The following is a 24,945-nucleotide window of genomic DNA, read 5'->3' as shown; positions in this document are numbered from 1 at the left end:
ATCGCCATGACATGGCCATGTTGATTTGGCAGCAAGGCTCCCCGGCGACTTCCCTTTGCGGACAGTTTCCGGGGAGCCTTGTCGTCGGTGGTACCTTTCCGTTAAAGCCATCCCTCGGGAAAGAGTTCAGCACAGCTGGAAGGAAGATATATGCGGCGCGTTGTCGTCACGGGTCTTGGTTTGGTCACGCCGCTCGGCGCGGATGTGGAAACAACATGGGCGAACATTCTCGCTTCAAAGTCGGGGGCAGGGCGGATTACCCGCTTTGATACCAGCGACCAGAAGTGCCACATCGCCTGTGAAGTAAAGCCGGCCGATCATCCCTACGGTTTTGATCCCGGCAAGCGCGTCGATCACAAGATCCAGCGGCAGGTCGATCCCTTCATCATTTACGGCATCGACGCGGCCGGACAGGCTCTCGAAGATGCAGGACTGACCGATGCCAGCGAGGAACTGCGCTATCGGATGGGTTGCTCGATTGGCTCCGGCATCGGCGGACTGCCCGGTATCGAGTCGGAATCGCTGGTTCTCGCTGAAAAGGGTCCGGGCCGCGTTTCGCCGCACTTTGTCCACGGGCGCCTGATCAATCTGATTTCCGGCCAGGTCAGCATCAAATATGGTCTGATGGGCCCGAACCATGCCGTTGTCACGGCATGCTCGACCGGAGCCCACTCGATCGGTGACGCGGCGCGCATGATTCGCGACGGTGACGCTGACGTGATGCTTGCGGGTGGCGCCGAGGGTGCAATTTGCCCGATAGGTATTGCGGGATTTGCCCAGGCGCGGGCCCTGTGCACCGCCTTTAACGATGAGCCGGAGAAAGCGAGCCGGCCCTATGACCGCGACCGTGACGGCTTCGTCATGGGCGAAGGCGCCGGCGTCGTCTGCCTTGAGGAATATGAGCATGCCAAGGCACGTGGCGCGAAAATCTATGCCGAGGTGATCGGCTATGGCCTCTCGGGCGACGCGCATCACGTGACGGCCCCCCACCCGGAAGGCAATGGCGCCTATCGCTCGATGGAAATGGCGCTGAAAAAGGCAGGCATGACTCCTGCTGACATTGACTATATCAACGCCCATGGCACCTCGACCATGGCTGACACCATCGAATTGGGCGCTGTGAAGGAGTTGTTTGGCGACGCCATCGGCAATGTCTCGATGAGTTCGACCAAATCCGCCATCGGTCACTTGCTTGGTGGCGCTGGCGCGGCCGAAACGATCTTTTGCATCCTTGCCATTCGCGATCAGATTGTCCCGCCCACCTTGAATCTCGACAATCCTGACGAAGGCACGGAAGGAGTTGACCTCGTTCCCCATGTGCCGCGCAAACGTCGTGTCCGGGCAGCCCTCAACAACAGCTTCGGTTTCGGGGGTACCAACGCCAGCCTGATCGTCAAGGCGCTGGATGACTGAGTAACGGCATTCCCGCCCCCTTGCTGACCTTGCTCAGGGTGAGCGGAAATTGGCCGGTTATCAGCTCGGCCGGCATGGCTGCGACTGTCTTTTCACTATCGTCTTTCCTACGTGCAACACCCCGTGGTAAATTGGTGACGATGACCAGAGCCCTCCTTGCCATGTTGCTTGCCCTGCTGCTCGCCGCCTGTTCCGGCGGCGCGCCGCGCGATGCCACCTTCATCATTCCGGAGGGGGCAAGCATGAGCCGCGCCGCCACGATCATGGAAGAAGCCGGGGCAATCGAAGACGCCGGGGCCTTTCTGCGCAATGCGCGCCTGTTTGGCGGAGATACGCCGATCAAGCCGGGCGAATATGAGGTCGAGGCCGGCGCAACCAACGGTGAGGTCCTTGCTCTCCTGCAGTCAGGCCGTATTCTCCAGAGGTTCGTGACCATACCCGAAGGCATGCCATCAATCATGGTCTATGATCGGCTGATGGCAAATCCTAACCTTACCGGGGATATTGACGTGCCGGCTGAAGGCAGCGTCCTTCCTGACACTTATGCCTATCGGAAAGGGGAAAGCCGTGCTGCGGTGTTGCAGCGAATGCAGCAGGCCATGGACCGTGCCTTTGCAGAGGCATGGGCCGGGCGGAGTGCTAACGCGATGGTCAACAACCGCACCGAAGTGCTTGCGCTTGCTTCGATCATTGAAAAGGAAACGTCGAAGCCCGAAGAGCGCCGCCGGGTGGCTGGTGTCTATACAAACCGCTTGCGTGTCGGCATGCGGCTCCAGGCTGACCCGACCATCATATATCCCATTACCCGCGGCAAGCCACTCGGCCGGGCCATCCGGCGGTCAGAGATTGATGCGGTCAACGATTACAATACCTACAGCATGGCCGGACTCCCTGTGGGGCCCATTGCCAACCCCGGCAGAGAATCGCTGAGGGCCGCCTTGAACCCGGAATCCCACGATCTCTATTACTTCGTCGCCGATGGCACTGGGGGCCATGTGTTCTCGCGCACATTGGCCGAACATAACGCCAACCACGCCCGCTGGCGGGAAATTCGCGCGCAGCGGGCTGCCCGGGATTCTGCCAGCAATTGATTTGTTGTGTTCAGCTTATCCAGCCGCGCGTTCGCGCTTGGTTGGCGAGCCAAAGCAAAACCATGGCAATCGCGGCGACACCAGCCTGCATGACCAATGGGCTGGACCCAAAGACTGCCTGTGCATCAGACAGGATGAACATCCACAGATCCTGAATCAGCACTGCAATGAGGCTGACGGCAAAGGCAAAAATTGTGCTCGCCTTGCGCCACAAGAGCAAAATGCTGCCCGCTACGCCTGCTCCGACCGCCGTCCAGCTTGCGGCCTTGGCCCACAAAGGCACCGTTGAAGCATAAGCCAATTGCGCGTCGGTCAATGGTGGACCAACGGCCAGTGCGTCCATGGTCAGCGCCGCACATCCCAACAGGTTCCACAGCAGGGCGATAGCAGCCAGCGGAACGAACCAGCGGGGCGCCGTTTGTACTTCCTGGTTTGCCATAGTTTTTCTCCTGTGCATGGCGAGGTACCTGCGCATTTTTTCAATGTGGCCAAGGGTGGGCCGGTAATATCACCGGCGCAAGGGCATTCGGAAAAGGAAGGGAGGAACGCGTGATGAAAGTTACAGGAAAGCGCCTTGACTGCCGGAAATCTGCGGACCACCGCATGTCGGATGGCTATGGACATCCACACCGCTGTTGACGATCGCTCAGAAGATACAGCCCCGATAATCGTGACAGCGATGATGGGGTCAGCAGATTTCGCATGGGCAGACGCCCTGCGTAAACAGCATTTTCCTGCCGAAAGGAACTGGCTAAAGGCGCACATCACCCTTTTCCACCATCTGCCGCCAAGCAGCCTTGAGCAGCTCATGCCCCTGCTGCGCTTGGAATGTAGAGCCGCGCCGCCGAAGGTTCGGCTTGCAGCCGTCATGTCACTGGGCAGGGGCGTAGCTTATCGCTTGGAATCGCCCGAACTGCTGGCAATTCGGCAGCGGATCGCCGAGTCATTCCACGGTTTGCTCACGCCTCAGGATCAACAGCCGCCCCGATTGCACATCACAATTCAGAACAAGGTTGATCCACAGCAGGCCAAGGCTCTGTTTGAGGAACTGTCGCGCGGTTTTCGACCACGACCATTCAGCATCGTCGGGTTGGCTGCGCATTATTACCGAGGTGGGCCATGGGAAGCGGTAGGCCATGTCAAATTTCGCGGTGCTTCGCGTCCTTGACCGCTTGACCGGCCGGGTCCCGCTTCTTATAGCCCGCCGCCTGACATCCCTCTCAGGATGATGCCGATGGTGCGGCGGAGTAGCTCAGTTGGTTAGAGCAGCGGAATCATAATCCGCGTGTCGGGGGTTCAAGTCCCTCCTCCGCTACCATCCGTTCTTTGGTTCGCAACGGCATCGCTACCCGAAAGTACATTGGGCATTGGGCACGATGGCCCTGCCTTGGTCCCGGACTGGCGGTCTCGATTGCTGGGCATCTGTCGCACCCTGTTTGGATCGCCATCAGCTTGGTTAAAAACGGCCATTCCCTTGACGTCAGTGCGATGTCGCGGGTGCGGATTGGGCCAGTCAGGGCGATTGGGCGTTGGTTATCGACAGCATGTTCTTGCGACTTTGCGCCGATTCACGAAAAGGGAAGAATTCAACGCTGGTTCCGTGATTCCCAGGGGAGGGTGTGATGACCTTGAAGAGTGCGCTGCCGATGAGGTCCTGGCTGTTTGCCCCGGGTGACAGCGAGCGCAAGATGGCCAAGGCGCAGGCAAGCGAGGCCGACATTGTCATCCTTGATCTGGAAGATGCGGTGGCGCCCGAAAGCAAAGCTGGTGCGCGTGCCATGGTTCTGGCGACTCTGAATTCCGCTGATGAGGAAGCTCGGCAGCGGCTCTTCGTACGGGTCAACCCGCTTGACGGGCCGCATACGCTGGAGGATCTGGCGGCAATCATGCCGGGTCGGCCGGGCGGCATCATGCTGCCCAAGGCATCAGGGCGCGGCGATGTGGAGCGGCTCGATCATTATTTGTCGGCGCTGGAAGTGGCTCATGGCATTGCCGAGGGGACGACGCCGGTGATTGTCCTTGTAACCGAAACTGCAGCCGCCATGTTCACCACCGGCGATTACAAGGGAGCGCCGCGAGTGGTTGCCCTTACCTGGGGTGCCGAGGATCTGGCCGATTCCATTGGCGCATCAAGCAATCGCAATGCCGACGGCAGCTATGGCTTCACCTATGAAATGGCGCGCAGCCTGTGTCTGCTCGGTGCGGCGGCGGCCGAGGTAACCCCGATTGACACCGTCGAGCCGGACTTCCGCAACATCGATGCGCTGCGAATGAGGGCGGAGACGGTCCGGCAGCAGGGCTACCGCGGGATGCTGGCCATCCATCCGGACCAGGTGCCGGTGATCAACGCTGCCTTTACGCCCAACGAGGCCGAGATCGCCCATGCCCGCGAAGTAGTCGCGCTATTTGCAGCCAACCCCGGTGCCGGGACGATTGGTCACAAGGGCGGCATGCTGGACCGGCCGCACCTGTCCCGCGCGCAACAATTGCTGGCGCAGGCGGGAGAGAGCTGAACTGGGCAAGGCCGACTGGCAGGAATGGCAGATTGGCGAGCAGGTGGCCGCGTCCTAACGCCTGAAGAGAGAGGGTGACCCACCCGGGAGAGGCATAGATGCATTTCGAACTCGAAGACGATCACCGTATGCTGCGTGACCTGGTTCAGCGCTTTGTCGCGGACCACCTGATGCCTCTGGAACAAGCGGTGATGGCACGCGAAGGCCTGACCGGCGATGGCGAATTGCTGCCCGAGGAGAAGGCCCGGCTGGATGCTGTCTCCAAGGAACTGGGCCTTTGGAGTCTTGATGCCCCGGTCGAGGACGGTGGCATGGGCATGCCGCATGTCGCGCTGGTTGCGGTCAACGAGGCGCTGGGCAGCACCGTCGCCAAATATACGCTGCCGCCTGATAGCCCGAACCTCAGGATGTTGGCCGCGACGGTCAATGAGCAACAGCGTGTCGCCTATCTCCAGCCTTATGCCCGGGGCGAGACCGTGTCAGCAATTGGCATTTCCGAGCCCGGTGCGGGTGCCGATCCGGCGGGCATGAAGACCAAGGCGGTGCGTGACGGCGATGACTGGGTAATCAATGGCCGAAAGATATGGATCACTCGCGCGGCTGAATCGGACTTCACCATCCTCATGGCGCTGACCGATCCGGAAAAAGGTGCGCGCGGCGGCATGAGCGCTTTTCTGGTCGACCGCGACACGCCGGGTTTCAACGTGTTGCGCCGCATTCCGATGGTTGGTGGCGAATTCACCTACGAGGTCGCGCTGGAGGATTGCCGGGTTCCCGGCTGGAAGCTGCTGGGAACCGAAGGGCAGGGCTTTGGCCCGATGCAGATCCGCCTCGGTACCCGCCGCATGGAAATGGCCGCATGGTGCATTGGTGCCGCCCAGCGCGCGCTCGACATGATGACCGACTATGCGCCGCAGCGCGTCACGTTCGGCGAAAAATTGTCAACCCGCCAGTCGGTGCAATGGTGGGTGGCCGATGCGGCCATGGCGATCCACGCCACACGCCTGATGGCCTATGATTGCGCATGGAAGCTGGATCAGGGCCGCGATGTGCGCACTGAAATCTCGATGCTCAAGGTGCAGGCCACCGAGATGGCACAGCAGGTCATCGATAATGCCATGCAATGTTTTGGCGCGATGGGCATGACCAAGGAAATGCCGCTGCAACTGCTTGCCGGACGGGTGCGCACGATGCGCATTTACGACGGCCCCTCCGAGGTGCATCGCATGGTCGTTGCCCGCAATTTGATGGATACCCGCCCATGAGCCATTCGCACAGCATTTCCACCCGCATTGTTGGCCATGTCGTGGAGATCATCTGGTCAAATCCGCCGCACAATCATGCGACCGTTGGCCTGCTCAAGGATCTGGGTGCGGCGCTGGCAGCCTTTGATGCCGACATCAACGTCCGCGCCGTCGTGCTGGCATCCGAGGGAAAGCCATTCTGCGCCGGGGCTGACCTTGCCTCCGCCGATGGCTTTGGCGGGGCGACTGACGATCCAATCCGGGAGTTTTACGATCAGGCGCTGACGATTTTTGCGGCGAAGAAGCCGATCGTGGCGGCGATTCAGGGCGCGGCGATTGGCGCGGGCCTTGGCCTCGCTGTTGCGGCCGATTTTCGTGTGGCGGCCCCGGAAGCCCGTTTTTCCGGCAATTTCACCCGGCTCGGCTTTCACCCCGGTTTCGGGCTGACTGTGACTCTGCCGCGCTTGATCGGCCACCAGCGTGCGCTCGAAATGTTCATGACCTCGGCGCGCTATAAGCCTGAAGATGTTGCCCCTTGGGGTCTGGTTGACCGGTTGGCACCGTCGGGCGGAGCGCTGGAGGGCGCGCATGTTCTGGCAGCCGAAATCGCCGGCAATGCACCGCTGGCATTGGTCGCTACGCGGGCCACATTGCGCTCAGGCATGGTCGAGGAGATTCGCGCCCGCTTGGATCATGAACATGCCGAGCAAGCGGTGCTGCGTGCGACCGCTGACTATGCGGAGGGTGTGGCATCGGTGTTTGAACGGCGTGAAGCCAACTTCACTGGCCGCTGATTGGACGCTTTATCCCTTTGCCTCCAGACCCTTGAGGAAATCGAGGATGACGGCGCTGAAAATGTCATTTTTGTCGCCGACAACCATGTGACCGGCGCCGGCAATGTCGTCAAAACGTGCATGAGGGACGAAGTCGAGGAAGGCTCGGGCGGCCTCAACGGTGACCAGGTCGCTGTTTGCCCCCCTGACAAGATGCACCGGCAAGGAAAGCGAGCGTGCCGCGAGTTCGAGCCGGTCGTCCTGCAGACCGTTGCCCCGCCTTTCTTGCGCATTGCCCAGAAATGCTGGGTCCCAGTGCCAGCGATATCGACCATCGTCACCCAGTCGCAGATAGTGGGACAAGCCTTCTGACGAACTGCGCCTTTCGCGGTTCTCCGTGTAGGAGGCAATGGCGTCGGCTGCTTCGTCCAGTGTTGCGAAACCGTCGTCCATGTGACGCAGCATGAAGCCAACGATACGATCAACTCCGGCAGGCGACATGTTGGGTGTTACATCGACAAGGGTCAGGCTTTGAAAACTGCCGGGACGCAATTCACCCTCGGCTACAAGCCCGGACAAGCCGCCAAGAGAAGCGCCGACCATTGCGGGTTTGCGATCCAGCGTATTGGCAATCGCCAGCAGGTCCGCCGCCATATGGCCAACATCATATCCGTCGGGGGACGCCCATTGGCTCTGTCCATGACCACGAAGGTCAACAGCGATGGCCCGATATCCGGCTTCGGCCAAAACTTCGGCAGTCTTGCGCCAGGCCCTTTTGGTCTGGCCGCCGCCATGGGCAAGAAGTACTGGCTGGCCATCGACAGGTCCTGAAACATCGACTGAGAGCTTCAGTCCGCCGCTGCCGTTGATCATATGGTGTGTAGCCTTCGCCATCATCGCCGTAACTGCCTTTGTTTATTGCTGGGCGTTCCGATCATCATGTTCGACGAATGTCAAAAATATCCAATTTTTGCAAAGAAATGTCTGTATCTGATGGCCCTACGGATCGCATTGGGGCGCGGACGTCCGATCAACGGATGCAGCCATCAAGGATAGCCTTCATCATCAGGTGACGGCTCATGGTGTCGAGGTATCGATGATCCGCAGGTTGTTTCTTTGCACTTTGGGGTTCCATCGGCGTGATGGCCGGCGTGCGGCCTATGATGACCGCCATATCGCTCGCGCCCCGTGCAAATATTGTGGCAAAAAGCTCGAAAAACACTGGAACGGAAAGTGGCAGGTTTCCCAAGAGTGATGCCAACGATTCAAAGTTCCCCCGCATGGAGCGGCTACCACGGCAGATGAATGGCCGCTCCATGCCCCTGTTCTTGCCACCGGGGTTGCGCGCAAGGTGATCAAGCCCTCGCCCTGTTGAGCCTGCGCAGATGATCCGCGAGTTCGCTGCCATTACGATCCCAATTGAACCGCCCATGGGTGCGAGTTGACAAGGCCTGGCGGTCAATCGGTCTCGACAGGACTTCGATGATAGCCTTGGCGAGCGCGAACGGGTCTGCCGCGGCAATGCTGCCAGCATCCGGACTATCGATCATTTCATGCGCCGGGGAAATGTCACTCAGGACCAGCGGCACTCCGCATGCCTGTGCCTCCACCCACGCATTTGCCAAGCCTTCGCTTGCAGACGGCAGGACCATCAGGTCGGCTGCGGCATAGAGTGAAGGGAGCTGGTCATTGGGGACCGGGCCCAGCTGTCTGACCCGTTCTGACAGGCCGAGTGTGGAGGCCATAGCCTTCAGCCTTGCCGAATCCTCGCCAGCGCCTGCCATAAAATATTGGACATCGTAAGGCAGGTCTCGCATCGCTTCCAGCACCAGCCACTGTCCCTTGCGCGGGATCAGTGCTCCGACAGTGAGCAGAAGCTTTGCTGATTCCGGTACATTCCACTCACGACGGGCAGTTGCGCGGTCCTTCAGGTGGAACCGTGTGGCATCGACGCCCGTGTAATGAACCCGTATCTTCTCCGCCTGCATTCCAGCGGTCACCATGTCCTTCTTCAAGGCCTCACCGACCGCAAGCAACCCGGTCGCCGCCTGAGCCGCCGCGAGAATTGCCGGGCCAGTATCGGGGCGCTGCGTCCACAGCGAAATGTCCGCCCCGCGCGCCTTGATTGAAAAAGGCACACCCAGCGCGCTTGCCAGCTGATGGGTGGCCGGTCCGTCAGGGTGGAAGAACTGCGCATCAAGCACATCCACTCGGCCCTCCTGCTGCATCCGCCTGACAACCGGCAACAGCGCGCGGGCGATGGCGGTGGCATTCAAACGGCTGCCGACTTTGGGCAAAAGTGTGAAGCGCGGTCGCACAACCTCAAGGCCATGCCAGTTCTCGCGGTGCGGCAGGCGACGCAGCGCCGCATAGCGGCGGTGCAATGACAATGGCCAGGGCGGGATGCCTAAAGGGACTATAACGGTCAGTGCTATGCCCGGCTGTCGGGCGAGCGCGGCAAGCGAGCGTTCAACAAATATGCCAAAATTTGGTCGTGTCGCGTCAGGGAAGAGAGTGGCGATGCTGACGATATGAAGCGGGTTGGCCTGGTCTTGCGCCTCACTCATGCTCCAAGGGTCCTGACCAAGCGTGTGGTTACTGCTACCCATTCTGGGATAGTCAGCACCTGTTGCCTGGCGCCGTCAATTAAGGGCAGCAGTTGGAGCTTGTCGCCATCAACCGCGAGCAGCCGGCCAAAAAGATAGCGCCCGGCAGGACGTGGGACAAGAATGTCCCGGTTGAGCGCCGTGCCAATGGCATTGCGCGCCAGCTTGCGGCACCAAAGGATGTCGCCGCCACGATAATCGCCGACGCTGGCGGCGAAACGGACCGCCACCGTGCCAGTTTCCGGACGGAGCAGGGCGATACTCTCAACGCGTGTCGGTGCGTGGGCGCCATCATGGCCGATGATGGCGGCAAGGCTCAGCTCCTCGTCATCGGGCATTTGCACCAGATCGCGCGGTTCGACACCCAGCGCCTTGGCGATGCGGTTCAGCCAGTCGAGTGACAGGGTGCGGGTGCCAGTTTCGAGTCGTCCGATGGTTTGCGCCGTGGTCGGCGGATCGCAACGGCTGGCGACGTCGTCCAATGTCATTCGTTTGGTACGGCGAACGGCGCGAATACTGTTGATCATCATTCTTCTTCCTTGCGGCTGGCAAAAGCAATGAACCACAGAGGTTACTTCTTTCCTACATCTATTACCATATGACAAGAGTCGATTCGCTGAAGTTGAGGAGAATCGCCATGGTTCCTGCCGCTGTCCGTTCGCTTGTCACCCGTCGCCATCCTGATTGTGCCGCACCGGAAGGGCGCGGCAGGAAGGTGACGGTCAATCTGGCCGAGAGTCCGCTAGGCTGGTTGCACGCGCGCGGGCTGATCAGCGACCGGCAGCTGCTCGCGGGGGACGCGTTGCGAGCCGATTTCGAGCGGTCGGGCCTCGCGCCGAGGCTGACAATGCGCTGGGATGCGGCGCCGCCCGATGGTTCACCACGCACGCTGCGCAGCCATGATGCTGCGACGGTCGCGCAGATTGACGCGAGGCGGCGATTTGACGCGGCGATGGCGCATGTCGGCAGCGGCCTTGCCGACATTTGCTGGCGGGTTATTTGCGCAGGCGAGGGGATGGCCGGGGCCGAGCGTGGCCTTGGCTGGCCGGCGCGGTCTGGGCGGCTGGTGCTGACGCTGGCGCTTGACCGGTTGGCGGCGCATTACCGCCTGCCGGGATGATCAGCCGCCGAGGCTCTCCACTTCTTCTGCGAGGGTCAGCCAGCGGTCCTCCGCCGCTTCCTTGTCGGCGCGCAGTTTTTCAAGCTCGGCGGTCAGCGCCTCGAATCGGGCGAAGTTCTTGGTGTAGAGGTGCGGATCGGCAAGTTCGGCTTCGGCTTTGGCGATGGCGACGTCCATCGCCTCGATCTGGCTGGGCAGCAGGTCGAAATCACGTTGGTCCTTGTAGGAGAGCTTCTTCTTCGCGCCGCCGCCGGCGGTGGCCTGCTGCGCGGCGGTGGCGGCGGCCTTGGCCTGGGTCACCGCCTTGGGCGTGTTCGACTTTGCCTGCTTCTTGCGCGCCTCCCAGTCGGCATAGCCGCCGGCGACAACATCGACTGTGCCCGACCCATCAAGGCCGAGGGTGACAGTCACGGTGCGGTCAAGGAAATCGCGATCGTGGCTGACGAGCAGCACCGTGCCCTCATAATCGGCGATCACCTCCTGCAAGAGGTCGAGCGTTTCAAGGTCGAGGTCGTTGGTCGGCTCGTCGAGGACAAGCAGGTTGGATTCGCGAGCGAATTCGCGGGCGAGCAACAGGCGCGACTTTTCGCCGCCTGACAGCGTGCCAACCTTGGCCTCGGTCAGCGACGGGTCGAACAGGAAGTCCTTGAGGTACCCGCGGATATGCTTGCGCTCACCGCGCACGTCGATCCAGTCGCCGCCATCAGCGAGAACGTCGCGCACGCGCTTGTCGGGTTGCATCAATGCGCGCTGCTGGTCGATGACGATGCCGTCGAGCGTCTTCGCGCGGGCGATGCTGCCGCTGTCAGGTTCGATCTCGCCGGTCAGCAGCTTGAGCAGGGTGGTCTTGCCCGCGCCATTGGCCCCGACCAGACCGATGCGGTCACCACGCTGCACGCGAAAGCTGAAATCCTTGATGATCGTCCGGCCGCCATAGCTTTTGGTGACATGCTCGGCGGTGATGACCGATTTTGTCTTGCTGTCGTCCTTGACCAGCCCGATCTTGGCAGTGCCCTGCGGGCTGAGCATGGCGGCGCGCTGGGCACGCATTTCATAGAGTTTCTCAAGCCGCCCCTGATTGCGCTTGCGCCGCGCCGTGACACCCCGCTCAAGCCAGTGCGCCTCGATCTTGAGCTTGGCGTCGAGCCGTTCGGCGTTGCGCGCTTCCTCGGCATAGACGGTTTCCATCCACGCCTCGAACCCGCCGAAACCGATCTGCTTGCGGCGGATGGTGCTGCGGTCGAGCCACAAAGTCTCGCGCGTCAGCCGGGTGAGGAAAGTCCGGTCGTGGCTTATGGTGATGAAGGCGCCGCTATAGCGTTGCAGCCAGCTTTCGAGCCAGTCGATCGCGGCAAGATCCAGGTGGTTGGTCGGCTCATCGAGGAGCAAAATGTCAGGTTCGCTCGCCAAAGCCTTTGACAGGGCAGCGCGGCGCTTTTCGCCGCCGCTGGCGGTGGCGGCGTCACGGCCAAGGTCAATGCCCATCTGGTCGGCAATCGCCGCGACCTCATGCATGGCGGGCGCGCCATCGCCAGCGATGCAATAGTCCATCAGCGTGGAGCATCCGGCGAAGCTGGGTTCCTGTTCGAGCATGACGACACGGGTGCCCGGCACGATCATCCGCGTGCCCTCGTCACTGTCGATGGTGCCGGCGAGCAGGCGCAGCAGAGTCGATTTGCCCGCGCCGTTGCGGCCGATCAGCGCCAGCCGCTCCCGCTCGCCGATATAGATGTCGAGCCCGCGAAACAGCCAGCCGCTGCCCTGGATCAGGCCGAGATTTTCATAGGACAGGAGCGGGGCGGCCATGGGCGGGAAAATTCCGGGTATGGATGGGGGAGGAGCTTGTCTGAACGAGCGCCTAGCCGCCGGTTCAGCCGCTCGCAAGCCAAAGGCCATTATTCATTACCCATATGAAACCGGATGGGCGATGATCCGTTCGGTGGGTTGCCCATCACAAGGAGGATCAGACCCGATGAAACGCCTTCATGCCGCCGCCGCCACTTTCGCGATGGCCGCCGCCAGCGCCGCCTTGCCCTTTGCTGCGCAGGCACAGACTGTCCCCGCTCCCCAAACGCCGCATGGAATGATGCACAGCATGGCCGATGTTGATTCCCCGTTGCTCGCTTTCTCGATCACCGAAGAGGTGAAGAGCGCGCCTGACCGCGCCCGGATTGGCGCCGGTGTCACCACGACGGCAACGACCGCTGTTGAGGCAATGCGCGCCAATACCGCCGCGATGAACAATCTGATCGCCGCCGCCCGCCGTGCCGGGATTGAACAGCGCGATATCCAGACCAGCGGATTCAACCTGTCGGCGCAATATGACTATACCCCGCAGCAACAGGGCCAGCCGCCGCGCCTGATCGGCTATCAGGTGTCGAACCAGCTGAGCGTCATCACCGCCAACACCACCCGCGTCGGCGCACTGATTGACGCGCTGGTCAGCGCGGGCGGCACCAACATCGACGGGCCGAGCTTCTTCCTCGCTGATCCTGACGCATCACTCGACACGGCGCGAGAAACCGCGCTGCGCCGCGCCACCGAACGCGCCAACCGTTACGCCCGGGCCGCCGGCTACAGCAGCGCGCGGCTGGTCAGCGTCTCCGAAGGCGGTGGCTTCACACCGCCCATGCCGATGCCGGTGATGATGGCCCGCGCCGAATCCGCCGACGCCGGCAATGTCATCCAGCCGGGGCAGGTGAGCAACGGCATCACCCTGAATGTGCAGTACCGTTTGGTGAGGTAAAACGATCCTATCCGAACCCGTGTGTCCCCGGCTCGACCGGGGACCCATGGTCGACCGTCACGGGTTGCAGACGAAGTCAGCGGGGCTTCTGAATTCTGACGGTTGGATGTAGCGAAAGTATTGGCCATGGGGCCCCGATCAGGTCGGGGGCGCATTGAGGCATTTTCAGACCGATGGTCTAGCCTCACCCCCACGGCCACTCCCGCTCGCGAAACCATTTGGTGATGACATATTTGCGCCCCTTGCGCACCTTCATCGCATGGTGGAGCGTGTCGGGGTTGACGGTGCCGTCGGGGCGCAGGCTGTTCCAGGCAACGATCTTGCCGGGTTCGGGTTGGACAATTTTGTCCGGCCCGAAAAAGCGGGTGCCGCCGCCGGCATCGACCTTGTTGAGATAGGCCATCACCGTCCAGGTCCGCTGGCCGGACCGCCATGTATGCTCTTCATAATCTACGCCGGTCGGCTCGAAATAGTCGGTGTGGCCCTTGAACTCCTGCCCGACGTCATAGCGTTGCCCCTGCAAGGGCTCGCCAAAGCGGTGATCGATGCCGACAAGGGCGCAGAGTTTGGCGTCGATCGCCTGAACGAACGGGTCGGCATAGTCGAGGTCGCCGGTCCAGCTGGTGCGGAACGCTTCGTCACCGTTGAAATCGGTAATGGTCGATGGTCGCACGGCGAGGTCGATACGCTCTATCAGTCCGGCGCATTCCTCGCCTGAGAGGAAGGCCGGGATAAGGAATTGGGTCAGCCGTGGCGAAGGAACCTTCCGTGCGCCGGGGGTGCTGGCAAGGCGGCTGGCGGTGAGGTCCGCTCCGGACAGGGTCAGGTCATAGGCCATGATCACCGCTTTTGCCCGGTCCGGCGCAGGTCAGGCAAGGCCGATCACCGCCTTCGCTGCTTTATGCTCGCCCAGCCCTATCTTTGCTTGACTATTCGCCCCCCCACAGCCTATTCGCGCCGTCTCGCACAGGGATTTGACCTGTCGTAATGTGTGGCGACCATAGCTCAGCTGGTTAGAGCGCCGGTTTGTGGTACCGGAGGTCGTGGGTTCGAGCCCCATTGGTCGCCCCATTTTTCCAACATCAGCCGCCAACATGTTCCCCTGCCGTCGCAGGGGGTGTCCAGCTTGCAAGAGCACTCCCCTAGTGACTCCCGCCTCGTGACATATTATTGCGCGCGGCTGTAACTTCATTCCGCATCGATCGTAATGCGCACGAAAGGCTGCCGCCATGCCGTCCATCTTTGACCTTCCTGATTTTGACAATCATGAGGGCGTCCACCTGTTCCGTGATGCTGATGCTGGCCTGACGGCGGTGATCGCCATTCACTCGACGCATCTGGGTCCGGCGGCGGGTGGCGCGCGCTATTGGCATTATGCCGACAGCGCCGATGCGGTGACCGACGCCCTGCGCCTGTCACGCGGCATGAGCTACAAGAACGCCATGGCCGGTCTGCCGATGGGCGGAGGCAAGGGCGTGATCCTCGCCGATGCCGGCACGCCGCCCAAGACGCGCGAGCAGCTTGCCGCCTTTGGCCGGGCCATCGAGTCGCTGAACGGCCGTTATGTGACCGCCGAGGATGTCGGCATGAGCGATGCCGACATGCTGGCGATTGCCAGCGAGACGCGCCACGTCTCCGGCCTGCCTGTGGCAAGCGGCATGGCCGGCGGTGACCCCGGCCCGCTGACGGCGATTGGCGTGCATCTTGGCGTCTTGGCGGCGATCCGGCGTGGATTGGGCAAGGACAGTGCCAAGGGCGTGCATGTCGCGATCCAGGGTGTTGGCAGCGTCGGCGGCGGTCTTGCCCGCAAGCTTGCCGCTGATGGCGCGAAGCTGACGCTGGCTGACGTCAATGCTGACCGGGCCAAGGCGCTGGCTGCGGAACTGGGCGCACAATGGGTCGATGCGGATGACATCATGACGGTTGAGGCCGATGTGTTCAGCCCCAATGCGCTCGGCGCGATCCTGACCGAAGCGAGCATTGCCGCCTTGAAGGCACCGGTCGTCGCGGGCGGTGCCAACAACCAGCTGGCGACGGCGACCGACGGTCAGCGCGTGCAGGATCGCGGCATCCTCTATGCGCCCGACTATGTCATCAACGCGGGCGGCATCATCAACGTCGCGCTCGAATATCTCGGTGCACAGGGCCGTGAAGGCGGCAGCCGGGACGACGTGCTGGCGCGCATCGCTCAGATTCCGGAGCGCCTCGAAGCCATCTGGGCTGAAAGCGCAACAACCGGCATCCCCGCGAGTGACGTCGCCGACACCATGGCGCGCCGCCTGATCGGGCGTGGTTGAACCCAGGCCTGGTTTTTTTCCGAGCCAAGCCTCAGCAATAGCGGCAACTGTCGATGAACCGACAGGCTGCAGCATAGATATGCTCGCGGCCATCGTCGTTGATCATGTCGCTCAGCAACTGGTCAAAACCGGGGCGATTGTCAGCGGCAGCCAGTGCCACCAGATCGACGACCGTTCGCTCGTCAGGCGTCATGACGCTACAACATGGGGCATAGACGGCCAGAGGTTCCGGCCAAACATTTGCCGCGCTGTCCAGTAACAAGACCCAGCTTGTTGCCCGTTTTTCGCTGCCCAGCAATGATGCGAGCCTCTGTAGCGCGCATTGTCCGGAACGATGAATGATCACGGTAGCACGCAAGGCGGCAAGCAGTCGGTGGGCTGATGGCCGAAGAGTGCCGGTTTGAGCCTGGCTTGTGAGAGATTCGGGCAGGGCTGGAAAAGGTGTTTTCACTCTGGACCTCCATGGCGAACGGAAGCCTATTAATGCAACTAACTCGCATTAGCAATTATGAGTTGCAGCTGGCTCTTGTGCAATCAACCGCGCCGATTTGCTCCCGGGACAACCTTGCCTGATCAGGCTGTTAGCCGTTGCCTATCGTCAGAAACTGAAGTCGCCCCGGCGCTTCCGGATTGTGTGTCCGGCGCTTCTCGAGGCGTTGCGAGATAGCCAAGGATGGTTTCCGCATCCACCGCACGAGAGAAAAGCCAACCTTGCAGATAGTCGCATCCCGCAGCGCGCATGAAATGGGCCTGGGCTTCATTTTCAATGCCTTCCGCGACCGTCACCATCTTGAGCGCGCGGGCAACGGCGATGCTGGCATGGAGCATCGCCCGGGCGCCCGGATCTTGAATGGCACTGGCGATCAAAGTCTTGTCTATCTTCAGAGTATCAAAGGCAAATTGTCGCAGAAAGCCAATCGAGGCATAGCCGGTGCCAAAGTCGTCCAGCGCCAAGCGAACGCCAAGCGCCCGGATGTCCGACAAAACCTTGCCTGCCAACACCGGGTCGATCACCACATAGGTTTCGGTCACCTCGAGTTCGAGCCGACTGGCTGGAAAGCCATTGGTATCGAGCAGCCTTTTGAGTTGTGTCGGGAACTCGGGATTGCGCAACTGGGCGGCGGACACATTGACCGACAGCCGGATGTCGTCCCACGCTGTTGCGTCGCGACAGCCGCGCTGAAGGACGAACTGGCCAAGGCGGTCGATCAGACCGGTTTCTTCTGCCACGGGAATGAAGCGGTCCGGCCCGATATCGGCCAGTCCATGTTGGTCCCACCGCAACAAGCCCTCAACGCCAGCCACCTGTCCGGTGCGGGCATCAAGTATCGGCTGGTAATGCACCTCGAATTCTTCGGCGTCGAGTGCATCCTTGAGCCGGACTTCGATCGCTCGGGCGACTGCCTGATTGCGATCCATTTCCGGGGTGAACCACAGGCGGCGCATCTTGCCACTGCGTTTGGCGGCATACATGGCGATGTCCGCCTGTCGCATCAGTTCGCTGACCCGGTCGGCGCCCAACGAACTGCTCGACAGGCCAACTGATGCTCCGATCGAAATGCTGCGTTCGCCAATGCGGAACGTTTGGCGCAGTTGCTCCAGCAAGGCGTCAACACTCGTGCATAGGTCATCATCCGCACGCGGACCGCAGGAAAGGATGGCGAATTCATCACCGCCCAGGCGGGCCACCATGCCGCCCGGCGGGCGCAATCGGCGGGCAATGGCCGCACATTGGCGAATGAGCTCGTCGCCGACCGCATGCCCATAACTGTCATTGACCCCCTTGAATCCGTCGAGGTCTATAAAGGCGATGGCGATCGGTTGCCCTTCGCGAAGAGATGATTTCGCAGCATGGCGAAGGGCGCGGCGGTTTGGCAAATCAGACAGCGAGTCAATCAAGGCGCTGCGGTTGAGTTCGCGCATGGCTGCAACCGTCCGCGTCATCAGCAGGCCAATAGCGAGCAATCCGGCAAAGAAAGCGAGGCCGAAAAAGGGTAAGGAACGCCACAACGCCAGAGTGCCCGGCAACGCTGCCTGCCAGCTGAGATGACCCAGGCTGACGCCGGTTGGGTCCCACAAGGTTATGCTGCTGTCAGTCGCACGGTCGGCCAGGCGCAGATCACTTACGATCAACCGCTCGCTGATGCGCTCAAGCATGGCCGGTGTCAGTCGTTTGGACAATATCAGATAGACCGCTTCGCCTTGGTTCGGGGCAGATGGTGGACGGACCAACGCGGCGCCGGCGATGCGGACCCCGTCGCTGCCGTTCAATATGGCGCCTTTCGGGGCGGCGTCGGCGGAGATTGTGCTCACCAATTGCATCAAGGCCGGGCTGGCAGCGCTGTTGCGTGCGCCAGCCTTGATTTTTCCGTCGGTCAACATGAAACGGATACGGCCGTTGCTGTCCACGACGATGACGCAGTCGTAATTGCTGCCCAGCCTGCTGCTTTCCCCCCATGTCCTGAGGGCAAAGCGTTCAACCTGGGTGTCCGCCATGATGTGGGCTGCGGCGAGGTCCCAATAGGCATTGTCGTCTGCCACACTCGCCAGCGCATCGACCTGACTGTCGAGAGCATTGGCGACTGCTAAGGCGGTGCGCTGATTGTCCGCGAAATTGGTTTCGCTCGCCGTACGCAAAAGGCTGAGGCAGGTTACAATAATCGCGATCAGAAAGGTCGCAAGGATAGCGAGAACGGGCGTCGACAGCCCGAACCGATCCCTGTTGCGACGCCTTTTGAACATGTGATTATCGTTTCCCTGACCGGGAAGGTTGATAGTTCGCCAATCTTAACATTAGATAAGCCACAGCCGATTTTAGGCTGGAGGAACTCACGCTCACGCACGGTGCCTTCCTAGGGCTGTTGCGTCATGACGACACAGATTGGCTCGCCAAGGGATTCGGGTTTTTGCGGCGTGCCATTGTCCCAAATCAATGGACCTTGGCAGGGGGACGGAATAAAGGCGTTGCCCATGCACCGTTTTGCCAATCCACAGCGATTCCTGTCAATCGCGCGCCCGCTCACCCCTTTGCTGACAATTGTCGGTCTGATTTTGATAGTGGCCGGGTCCTATGCCGGCCTAGCAGTCGTCCCTGCCGAAGCGCGGCAGGGGGATTCGGCACGGATCCTGTACATCCATGTGCCCGCTGCCTGGCTTGGCATGGGCGGATGGTCGGCGCTCGCGATAGCCGGATTGGTGCAACTCGTCTGGCGTCATCCGTTGGCCGGCGTCTCGGCCCGGGCCATCGCAGTGCCCGGTGCCCTGTTCACTGCCATCTGCCTTGCCACCGGCTCAATCTGGGGCAAGCCGACATGGGGCACTTGGTGGGAATGGGACGGTCGCATGACGTCGATGCTGGTTCTGCTCTTCCTCTATTTCGGCTTTATCGCCTTTGCCAACGCCAACGAGGATAAAGCCTCGATCAGCCGCGGCGCCGCGGTTTATGCAGTGGTTGGTGCGGTCAACCTGCCGATCATCAACCGGTCGGTGGTCTGGTGGAACAGCTTGCACCAGCCGGCCAGCATCACCGTCGGCGGTAGCAAGATCGCCAACGAACTGCTTTGGCCTCTGGGCATGACCGTGCTCGGTTTTTCCTGCCTGTTCGGCGCCATCGTCCTGATGCGGATGCGTACCATATTGGCTGAGGCAAAGGTCGAGGCGCGATTGCGCCGGATGGCGATGGGTTGATCCCAGCGGGCGTCCTGACTGGCCCTGCCGGATCGATCCATTGTGTCATCGAATCCGGTCCAAATCCTGTCGCGATACCGGCTCTGCTTGCTTCGCTGCCAAAGCGCGGAGATTGAGCAACTGTCGTTCCCTTTCCACCGGAAGTTCGACCATCTGCATCTCATCGCGACGGTCTTGCACGCCTTGATCATAGAGAAGCCATTGCTTCTTGGCGTAAGAGCCGGCGGCAAAACCGCCAACAGCCGTGAAGGCGGTCGCCGCTATGACAAAGGGAATCGCGGGGCGGTAAATCGCTAGCGACTCCTTGCCCAGCGCATAGGTGCCCAGCGCTGCGACAATGGTGATAAGGCCGCTGAGAAAGGCCCCTGCGATTTCCTGTTGGGAATAGCCGGCGATCAGACCGGGGCACCCACCAATTATGGCAAAGGCACCGATGAGGCCGATTTGATGGCGGTGGATTGCCCGATTTGCCGCCCACATCAGCAAGCATGCCAATAGCGTGACTGCGGCAATGATGGTGAAGGTTGGTACCGCCAAATCGAAAAAATCGACAAAGGCCGGCAAAATGTCGTTCACGATCCCTCCGGTGCGCGTTCGGCGCGTTCAAGCACTACTCGGGCGGCGCGATCTACTTTCTCGGCTTCCCTCAAAATGTCTGGGTCAAGCGTCCTGTTACGGCGGGCTTCGTTTAAATCGCGTTCGTAGCGTTCCATTTCCCGCCGTGCGCTGATGATGTCATCCTGTGTTGTGATCTGCCCGGGCGGACAAAGGGGCAAGCGGCCCCCGGTAACAGGATTGCGATACCCATCGCGAGGGGAGCAAGGGATCCGCCCAGAAGCGGCGGCCTCCACCTGGGCCTGAACGACCGCTGGCCATGCGACGTCGGCCATAACGACCGTCGCAACCAATGCCCTGATCATGTATCGCATCAACGCCCCGCCCCCCCCACGCAGCCGACAAGCGGTTATTGGTTGATCAGGCCGGACTTGTCCGTGATGCCCGTCACGGCATCGCCTGTTTCAGGAACGAAAAATTCGGTCGATCTGCTCTCGACAGTTTGACGCCAGTCCGGCAAAGCGACCGCCATGACCAGCCAGTGGGACTTTGTCATCGCTGCCTATGCCGTCACCGCGCTGGGGACGGTGGCTGTGCTGTTGCACAGCTGGATGCGCCTGCGCCGCGCCGAGCAGCAGGCGGATGGCCTGCGCGACCGTGGCGAAACCCCTGTTCCCCCGCCTCAGCAGTGAGCCACGAGTGAAACCCAAGCAGCAGCGTCTCATTCTCGCCATCCTCGCGCTGGTCGCCGTGGTTGGCGCCGGTTTGTTGGCCGCAGCTGCCCTGCGTGATCAGGCCGCCTATTTCTACACGCCTTCGGAAGCCAAGGCGGCAACGATCACACCTGGCGAGGCGGCCCGCTTGGGTGGCATGGTGGAAGTCGGAACTCTCCGCCAGGATGCCGACGGATTGACCATCCTGTTCAGTCTGACAGACGGCAAGGCATCTGTGCCAGTGCGATATACAGGGATTGTGCCTGATCTCTTCGCTGAAGGGTCCGGCGCGGTTGCCGATGGCCAGTTCAATGCCGACGGCACCTTCGTCGCCGAGAAAATACTCGCCAAACATGACGAGCGTTACATGCCGCCACAGATGGGTGAGATGCCAGAACATCTGACTGACACCGTCGTGGATGGGGGCGCGCCGGTCGCGCCAACCGCCGCTGCGACGGCTCCGGCACGGGCGCCCGGCCAATGATCGCGGAAATCGGCCATGTCTTTCTGTGGATCGCTGCGGCCTTGGCGCTGTTCCAGATTTACACGGGCGTTGTAGAGTTACGTGGCGGGCCGCTGTCGCCGGCCCGCCCGCTCGCCATTGCGCAAGGTACGCTTACCGGCCTGGCGTTCCTGCTCTTGATTTGGCTGTTCATTGTCACGGATTTGTCAGTCGATCTGGTGGTGCGTAACAGCCATTCGCTCAAGCCGATGCTTTACAAGATTTCGGGCGCCTGGGGTAATCATGAAGGCTCGATGCTGCTATGGCTCTCGGTGCTTGGTGCGGCGGGTGCGGCAGTAGCCCTGTTCGAACAGCGCCTCAAACCCCGCACGCTGACCGCGACCCTGGTTGCACAGAGCGCCCTGTCGCTGGGCTTTTTTGCCTTTTTGCTGTTCGTCTCCAATCCGTTCAAGCGCCTGCCCGCGCCAGCGACCGAAGGTATGGGTCTTAACCCGCTATTGCAGGATCCGGGTCTCGCATTCCATCCGCCGACCCTTTATTTTGGATATGTTGGCCTGTCGGTCGCTTTTTCCTTTGCGGTCGGTGCCTTGATCACGCGCGATGTCGGTCCCGCCTTTGCGCGCGCCATGCGCCCTTGGGTGTTGGCCAGCTGGATATTTCTGACACTGGGCATCACCGCCGGAAGCTATTGGGCCTATTATGAACTGGGCTGGGGAGGCTGGTGGTTTTGGGACCCGGTGGAAAATGCCTCGTTGATGCCTTGGCTGGCCGCAACGGCGCTGCTGCACTCGGTCAGTGTCACTGCCAACCGCGATGCGCTGCGCGCCTGGACTGTCATGTTGGCGGTCGTCGCCTTTTCGATGTCGATGATAGGCACCTTCATTGTCCGTTCGGGTTTGCTCACATCGGTCCACGCCTTTGCCGTCGATCCGGAGCGCGGCAGCTTCATCCTTGCGCTGCTGGCCCTTTATATCGGCGGCGCCTTGGCACTGTTCGGTGCGCGTATCGGCGCGGTGGCCGAAGGAAAACGTTTCGCCCTGCTCAGTCGCGAAGGATCGCTGGTGATCAACAATCTGTTGCTCTCGGTTATCCTCGTCGTCGTCCTGACAGGCACTCTGGCCCCAATTGTGGCCGAGGCGATGGGGTCAAAAATTTCCGTCGGTCCACCCTATTTCAACCCGGTATCAGCGATTTTTGCCTTGCCCCTGTTTGCCGTCATGGTGATTGGGCCGCTGCTGCGCTGGCGCCGTGATGATGGGGTCAAGGTCAGGCGCTGGGCTCCGGTCATGCTGGTTGTAACAATGCTCGGCATCGGCCTGCTCGTCTGGCTGGCGCCAGGCATGCGCCTCCTGCCGTTGCTCGGGCTGGCGCTTGCGGCTGCGATCGCGATCGTTAGCCTCGTGCCGCTCGCCGGGCGCAATCTGCTGCGCACCCCGTTGCCGATCTGGGGCATGGTAATCGCTCATTTCGGCGTGGCCATGGCTCTGGCCGGAATGGCTACCGAAACGGCCTTCATCAAGGAAAGGCTGGTTGCTGCCAGCCCCGGCGACAGGGTTGAAGTGGGTGATTGGCAGGTTACCTTTAATGAAATCCGGCCGGTCGCTGGTCCAAACTGGACAGCGGTCGAAGCGGTGCTGACGGCACGTCGGGGCGGTTCTTCAGACATAATGCGGCCGCAGGCCCGCTATTTCAGCCAGCCGTCGACCGAGACCAACGAAGCAGCCCTGCTGACGACTTGGAATGGCCAGCTTTATGCGGTGTTGGGTCACCGGATCGATGGCACAGATGGAGCAAAGCCGCGTTGGCAGCTACGTTTGTGGTGGAAACCGCTGGTCTGGTGGATCTGGGCAGGGGGCGGTTTGATCGCGCTTGGCGGACTCTTGGCGCTAATCGGCCGGATGCAGCCGGTGCGAATGGTCAAGGTCTGGTTCGCCAGATTGCAAAGCCGCAGCATCCCGAACGGGAGATATGGACGATGAGCGAGTTGGAGACGCCGCCGTCCTCTTCCCGCTGGATCAGTTGGGCACCTCTGGCGGTTATCGCTGTGCTCGGTGTCCTGTTCGTCTGGGGCCTGACTCGTGGTGACACACAGGCGATCCAGTCACAATGGATCAACAAGCCGGTGCCGACCTTTGCCCTGACGGCAGCGGTGCCTGAGCGGCCAGGACTGTCCAGCAGGGTGTTCAGTGATGGCCGCCCGCGCCTGATCAACGTGTTTGCCAGCTGGTGCATTCCGTGCAAGGTGGAGGCTCCGGTGCTTGAGGAATTGAGTCGCCGCGGTGTCATCATCGAAGGCATTGCCATCCGGGACCGGCGCGATGATTTGCAGCGCTTTCTTGCCGAACACGGCAACCCCTATGCCAGCATCGGCGCAGATGACCGTAGCGAGGTGCAGATCGCGCTGGGTTCGTCCGGTGTGCCCGAAACCTTTCTTGTGGACGGACGTGGCGTTATTCGCGAACAGATCCAAGGGGTGATCCTGCCTGAACAGGTAGATGAACTGATTGCGAAGCTGGAGGCCATGCGCTGATGCTTCGCCTTTTTGCCTGTTTCGTTGCTGTGTCGGTGTTTTGTCTGACACTTTTGCCGATGACCGCCGCGGCGCAGAACCGTCTGCCGCCGGCACCCTATGCCTATCAGCAGCTTGAGGATCCGGCACAGGAGGCCAAGGCCAAGTTGCTGATGGAAGAACTGCGCTGTCTCGTCTGTCAGGGACAATCGATCGCCGACAGCGATGCCCCGCTTGCCGGCGATATGCGCAGCCAGGTTCGGGAAAAGATTGCGGCGGGGGAAAGTCCGGATGCCATTCGCCAGTTTCTGATCGACCGCTATGGCAATTGGGTGACCTATGATCCGCCCTTGGGGATGGATACGCTGATCCTCTACATCGCGCCGTTGTTGGCGCTTGCCTTTGGCCTTTGGCTTGCGATCGGCCGGATGCGGCGCGATGCTGGAAAGGATCAATCCGGCAAGGGTCAGGGGGACGCGGCATGATAATGATAGGCGTCGCTCTTCTGGTTGGCGGCCTGGTCTGGGCGGCCATTGCTTTCGGCGGGCGGATAGCACCGTCACAGCGCTTGCCGATGGCGGCTGTGATCATGCTTGGGCTCTCGGCCTATTTCCTGCTCGGCAGCCCTTCAATGCCCGGTGCGTCGAAGCCGCCCCCCCAGTTGGAAGGGTTTGGCGAGGCGATGCGCGATCCGCGCAATGGTTTGGCCAATGTGCGGGGTCCTGCGGCTATGTGGCTGGGATTGTCCGATGGCATGCTCAGGTCCGGCAACAGCCAGATGGCGGCGATTGCGCTGGAAAGTGGACTTCGACAGCATCCGCGCGATGCTGATTTGTGGGTAGGTTATGGCAACGCGCTGGTCGCGCATGGCAATGGCATGGTCACGCCGGCGGCTGAAATGGCGTTTCAGCGGGCAGCGCAGCTCGACCCTGAACATCCTGCACCGGCCTTTTTCACCGGACTGGGACTGGCGCAGTCGGGAGATATAGAGGGCGCGCGACGAGTGTGGCAGGCGCTGCTTGACCGCTCCCCGCCGGGCGCCCCATGGCGTGAGGATCTCAGCGGTCGGCTACAGATGCTACCTCCGGCGGCATCTTCTTCTCCGACTGATGCCGCTGGCGTGCCGGTCCGGTGACGCCGCGTAATGGCGATTGAATCGAGCCAGCGCGCGTGATAGGCGCGCCCGCTGTCCAAGCGGCAGCGGTTGATAGCGGA

General features: G+C 61.4%; 26 protein-coding genes and 2 tRNA genes. 18 read left to right on the top strand and 10 right to left on the bottom strand.

Going from position 1 to position 24,945, the window contains the following annotated elements:
* Positions 1-150: 150 nt before the first annotated feature.
* On the top strand, positions 151-1,413 hold the full coding sequence (fabF, locus tag GV829_RS12895; RefSeq protein ID WP_169947264.1) for a beta-ketoacyl-ACP synthase II: 1,263 nt from the start codon (positions 151-153) through the stop codon (positions 1,411-1,413).
* A gap of 140 nt (positions 1,414-1,553) precedes the next feature.
* The gene (mltG, locus tag GV829_RS12890; protein ID WP_169947262.1) at positions 1,554-2,504 is read left to right on the top strand and encodes an endolytic transglycosylase MltG; all 951 of its coding nucleotides are present in this window, start codon (positions 1,554-1,556) and stop codon (positions 2,502-2,504) included.
* Between the two features lie 10 nt (positions 2,505-2,514).
* Here mltG and GV829_RS12885 read toward each other — a convergent pair whose 3' ends face one another.
* A complete protein-coding gene (locus tag GV829_RS12885) occupies positions 2,515-2,943 on the bottom strand; it encodes a hypothetical protein (RefSeq protein ID WP_169947260.1) in 429 nt (142 codons plus the stop codon).
* 171 nt (positions 2,944-3,114) lie between these two features.
* Here GV829_RS12885 and GV829_RS12880 point away from each other — a divergent pair, with 171 nt between their 5' ends.
* The 5 genes from GV829_RS12880 to GV829_RS12860 all read left to right on the top strand — a co-directional run bounded on the left by GV829_RS12880 (position 3,115) and on the right by GV829_RS12860 (position 7,055).
* Positions 3,115-3,672, top strand: coding sequence for a 2'-5' RNA ligase family protein (locus tag GV829_RS12880; protein WP_246202885.1), 558 nt, complete (start codon positions 3,115-3,117; stop codon positions 3,670-3,672).
* Between the two features lie 73 nt (positions 3,673-3,745).
* Positions 3,746-3,822: transfer RNA gene (locus tag GV829_RS12875), tRNA-Met, on the top strand.
* Between the two features lie 304 nt (positions 3,823-4,126).
* Positions 4,127-5,017: an HpcH/HpaI aldolase/citrate lyase family protein gene (locus tag GV829_RS12870; protein ID WP_169947258.1), complete on the top strand. Its 891-nt coding sequence runs from the start codon at positions 4,127-4,129 to the stop codon at positions 5,015-5,017.
* 98 nt (positions 5,018-5,115) lie between these two features.
* Complete coding sequence (locus GV829_RS12865; protein ID WP_169947256.1) at positions 5,116-6,282, top strand: acyl-CoA dehydrogenase family protein; 1,167 nt, start codon at positions 5,116-5,118, stop codon at positions 6,280-6,282.
* Complete coding sequence (locus tag GV829_RS12860) at positions 6,279-7,055, top strand: enoyl-CoA hydratase/isomerase family protein (RefSeq protein WP_169947254.1); 777 nt, start codon at positions 6,279-6,281, stop codon at positions 7,053-7,055. The genes GV829_RS12865 and GV829_RS12860 overlap by 4 nt, the downstream gene beginning before the upstream one ends.
* A 9-nt stretch (positions 7,056-7,064) precedes the next feature.
* Here GV829_RS12860 and GV829_RS12855 read toward each other — a convergent pair whose 3' ends face one another.
* From GV829_RS12855 to GV829_RS12840, 4 genes are all read right to left on the bottom strand, one after another.
* The gene (locus tag GV829_RS12855; RefSeq protein ID WP_246202884.1) at positions 7,065-7,931 is read right to left on the bottom strand and encodes an alpha/beta fold hydrolase; all 867 of its coding nucleotides are present in this window, start codon (positions 7,929-7,931) and stop codon (positions 7,065-7,067) included.
* 133 nt (positions 7,932-8,064) lie between these two features.
* Positions 8,065-8,352 carry a hypothetical protein gene (locus GV829_RS12850; protein WP_169947252.1) on the bottom strand — a complete coding sequence of 96 codons (288 nt, stop codon included), beginning with the start codon at positions 8,350-8,352 and terminating at the stop codon, positions 8,065-8,067.
* Positions 8,353-8,389: 37 nt separating this feature from the next.
* A complete protein-coding gene (locus tag GV829_RS12845; RefSeq protein ID WP_169947250.1) occupies positions 8,390-9,601 on the bottom strand; it encodes a glycosyltransferase in 1,212 nt (403 codons plus the stop codon).
* A complete protein-coding gene (locus GV829_RS12840) occupies positions 9,598-10,167 on the bottom strand; it encodes a helix-turn-helix domain-containing protein (RefSeq protein ID WP_169948358.1) in 570 nt (189 codons plus the stop codon). The genes GV829_RS12845 and GV829_RS12840 overlap by 4 nt, the downstream gene beginning before the upstream one ends.
* Before the next feature lie 110 nt (positions 10,168-10,277).
* On the opposite strand from GV829_RS12840, the gene GV829_RS12835 reads away from it, so the two are divergent.
* Positions 10,278-10,760 (top strand): DUF6456 domain-containing protein, encoded by a 483-nt coding sequence (locus tag GV829_RS12835; RefSeq protein ID WP_169947248.1) that lies wholly within the window; start codon positions 10,278-10,280, stop codon positions 10,758-10,760.
* On the opposite strand, the gene GV829_RS12830 is transcribed toward GV829_RS12835, so the two are convergent.
* A complete protein-coding gene (locus GV829_RS12830) occupies positions 10,761-12,566 on the bottom strand; it encodes an ABC-F family ATP-binding cassette domain-containing protein (protein WP_169947245.1) in 1,806 nt (601 codons plus the stop codon).
* A 166-nt stretch (positions 12,567-12,732) separates the two neighbouring features.
* Between GV829_RS12830 and GV829_RS12825 the strand changes: the two genes are divergently transcribed.
* Positions 12,733-13,506 carry an SIMPL domain-containing protein gene (locus GV829_RS12825; RefSeq protein ID WP_212612129.1) on the top strand — a complete coding sequence of 258 codons (774 nt, stop codon included), beginning with the start codon at positions 12,733-12,735 and terminating at the stop codon, positions 13,504-13,506.
* 184 nt (positions 13,507-13,690) lie between these two features.
* On the opposite strand, the gene GV829_RS12820 is transcribed toward GV829_RS12825, so the two are convergent.
* A complete protein-coding gene (locus GV829_RS12820) occupies positions 13,691-14,344 on the bottom strand; it encodes a prolyl hydroxylase family protein (protein WP_169947243.1) in 654 nt (217 codons plus the stop codon).
* 156 nt (positions 14,345-14,500) lie between these two features.
* Here GV829_RS12820 and GV829_RS12815 point away from each other — a divergent pair.
* Positions 14,501-14,577, top strand: a tRNA-His gene (locus GV829_RS12815).
* A 158-nt stretch (positions 14,578-14,735) separates the two neighbouring features.
* On the top strand, positions 14,736-15,803 hold the full coding sequence (locus tag GV829_RS12810) for a Leu/Phe/Val dehydrogenase (protein WP_169947241.1): 1,068 nt from the start codon (positions 14,736-14,738) through the stop codon (positions 15,801-15,803).
* A 31-nt stretch (positions 15,804-15,834) separates the two neighbouring features.
* Here the strand turns inward: GV829_RS12810 and GV829_RS12805 are convergent, their stop codons facing one another.
* Both GV829_RS12805 and GV829_RS12800 read right to left on the bottom strand, forming a co-directional pair.
* The gene (locus GV829_RS12805; RefSeq protein WP_169947239.1) at positions 15,835-15,996 is read right to left on the bottom strand and encodes a hypothetical protein; all 162 of its coding nucleotides are present in this window, start codon (positions 15,994-15,996) and stop codon (positions 15,835-15,837) included.
* 380 nt (positions 15,997-16,376) lie between these two features.
* A complete protein-coding gene (locus GV829_RS12800; protein ID WP_169947237.1) occupies positions 16,377-18,545 on the bottom strand; it encodes a putative bifunctional diguanylate cyclase/phosphodiesterase in 2,169 nt (722 codons plus the stop codon).
* A gap of 228 nt (positions 18,546-18,773) precedes the next feature.
* Between GV829_RS12800 and ccmC the strand changes: the two genes are divergently transcribed.
* Positions 18,774-19,490, top strand: a complete 717-nt coding sequence (gene ccmC / locus GV829_RS12795; protein WP_169947234.1) for a heme ABC transporter permease CcmC — start codon at positions 18,774-18,776, stop codon at positions 19,488-19,490.
* 45 nt (positions 19,491-19,535) lie between these two features.
* Here ccmC and GV829_RS12790 read toward each other — a convergent pair whose 3' ends face one another.
* A complete protein-coding gene (locus tag GV829_RS12790) occupies positions 19,536-20,066 on the bottom strand; it encodes a hypothetical protein (protein WP_169947232.1) in 531 nt (176 codons plus the stop codon).
* Between the two features lie 509 nt (positions 20,067-20,575).
* Between GV829_RS12790 and GV829_RS12785 the strand changes: the two genes are divergently transcribed.
* The 6 genes from GV829_RS12785 to GV829_RS12760 are packed head-to-tail and all read left to right on the top strand — an operon-like array spanning position 20,576 to position 24,865.
* A complete protein-coding gene (locus GV829_RS12785; protein ID WP_169947230.1) occupies positions 20,576-20,737 on the top strand; it encodes a heme exporter protein CcmD in 162 nt (53 codons plus the stop codon).
* A gap of 7 nt (positions 20,738-20,744) precedes the next feature.
* A complete protein-coding gene (gene ccmE / locus GV829_RS12780; RefSeq protein WP_169947228.1) occupies positions 20,745-21,242 on the top strand; it encodes a cytochrome c maturation protein CcmE in 498 nt (165 codons plus the stop codon).
* Positions 21,239-23,200 (top strand): heme lyase CcmF/NrfE family subunit, encoded by a 1,962-nt coding sequence (locus GV829_RS12775; RefSeq protein ID WP_169947226.1) that lies wholly within the window; start codon positions 21,239-21,241, stop codon positions 23,198-23,200. Before ccmE ends, GV829_RS12775 begins: the two co-directional genes overlap by 4 nt.
* Positions 23,197-23,751, top strand: coding sequence for a DsbE family thiol:disulfide interchange protein (locus GV829_RS12770; protein ID WP_169947224.1), 555 nt, complete (start codon positions 23,197-23,199; stop codon positions 23,749-23,751). Before GV829_RS12775 ends, GV829_RS12770 begins: the two co-directional genes overlap by 4 nt.
* Before the next feature lie 59 nt (positions 23,752-23,810).
* Positions 23,811-24,215, top strand: coding sequence for a cytochrome c-type biogenesis protein (locus GV829_RS12765; RefSeq protein ID WP_246202882.1), 405 nt, complete (start codon positions 23,811-23,813; stop codon positions 24,213-24,215).
* Positions 24,212-24,865: a tetratricopeptide repeat protein gene (locus GV829_RS12760; RefSeq protein ID WP_212612128.1), complete on the top strand. Its 654-nt coding sequence runs from the start codon at positions 24,212-24,214 to the stop codon at positions 24,863-24,865. The genes GV829_RS12765 and GV829_RS12760 overlap by 4 nt, the downstream gene beginning before the upstream one ends.
* Positions 24,866-24,945: the final 80 nt, after the last annotated feature.

The sequence above is a fragment of the Sphingomonas lacunae genome (assembly GCF_012979535.1).
In the GTDB taxonomy this organism is placed as follows: domain Bacteria; phylum Pseudomonadota; class Alphaproteobacteria; order Sphingomonadales; family Sphingomonadaceae; genus Sphingopyxis; species Sphingopyxis lacunae.
Note: the sequence above shows the minus strand (reverse complement) of the source record. Positions and strands in the feature narration are given on the sequence as shown.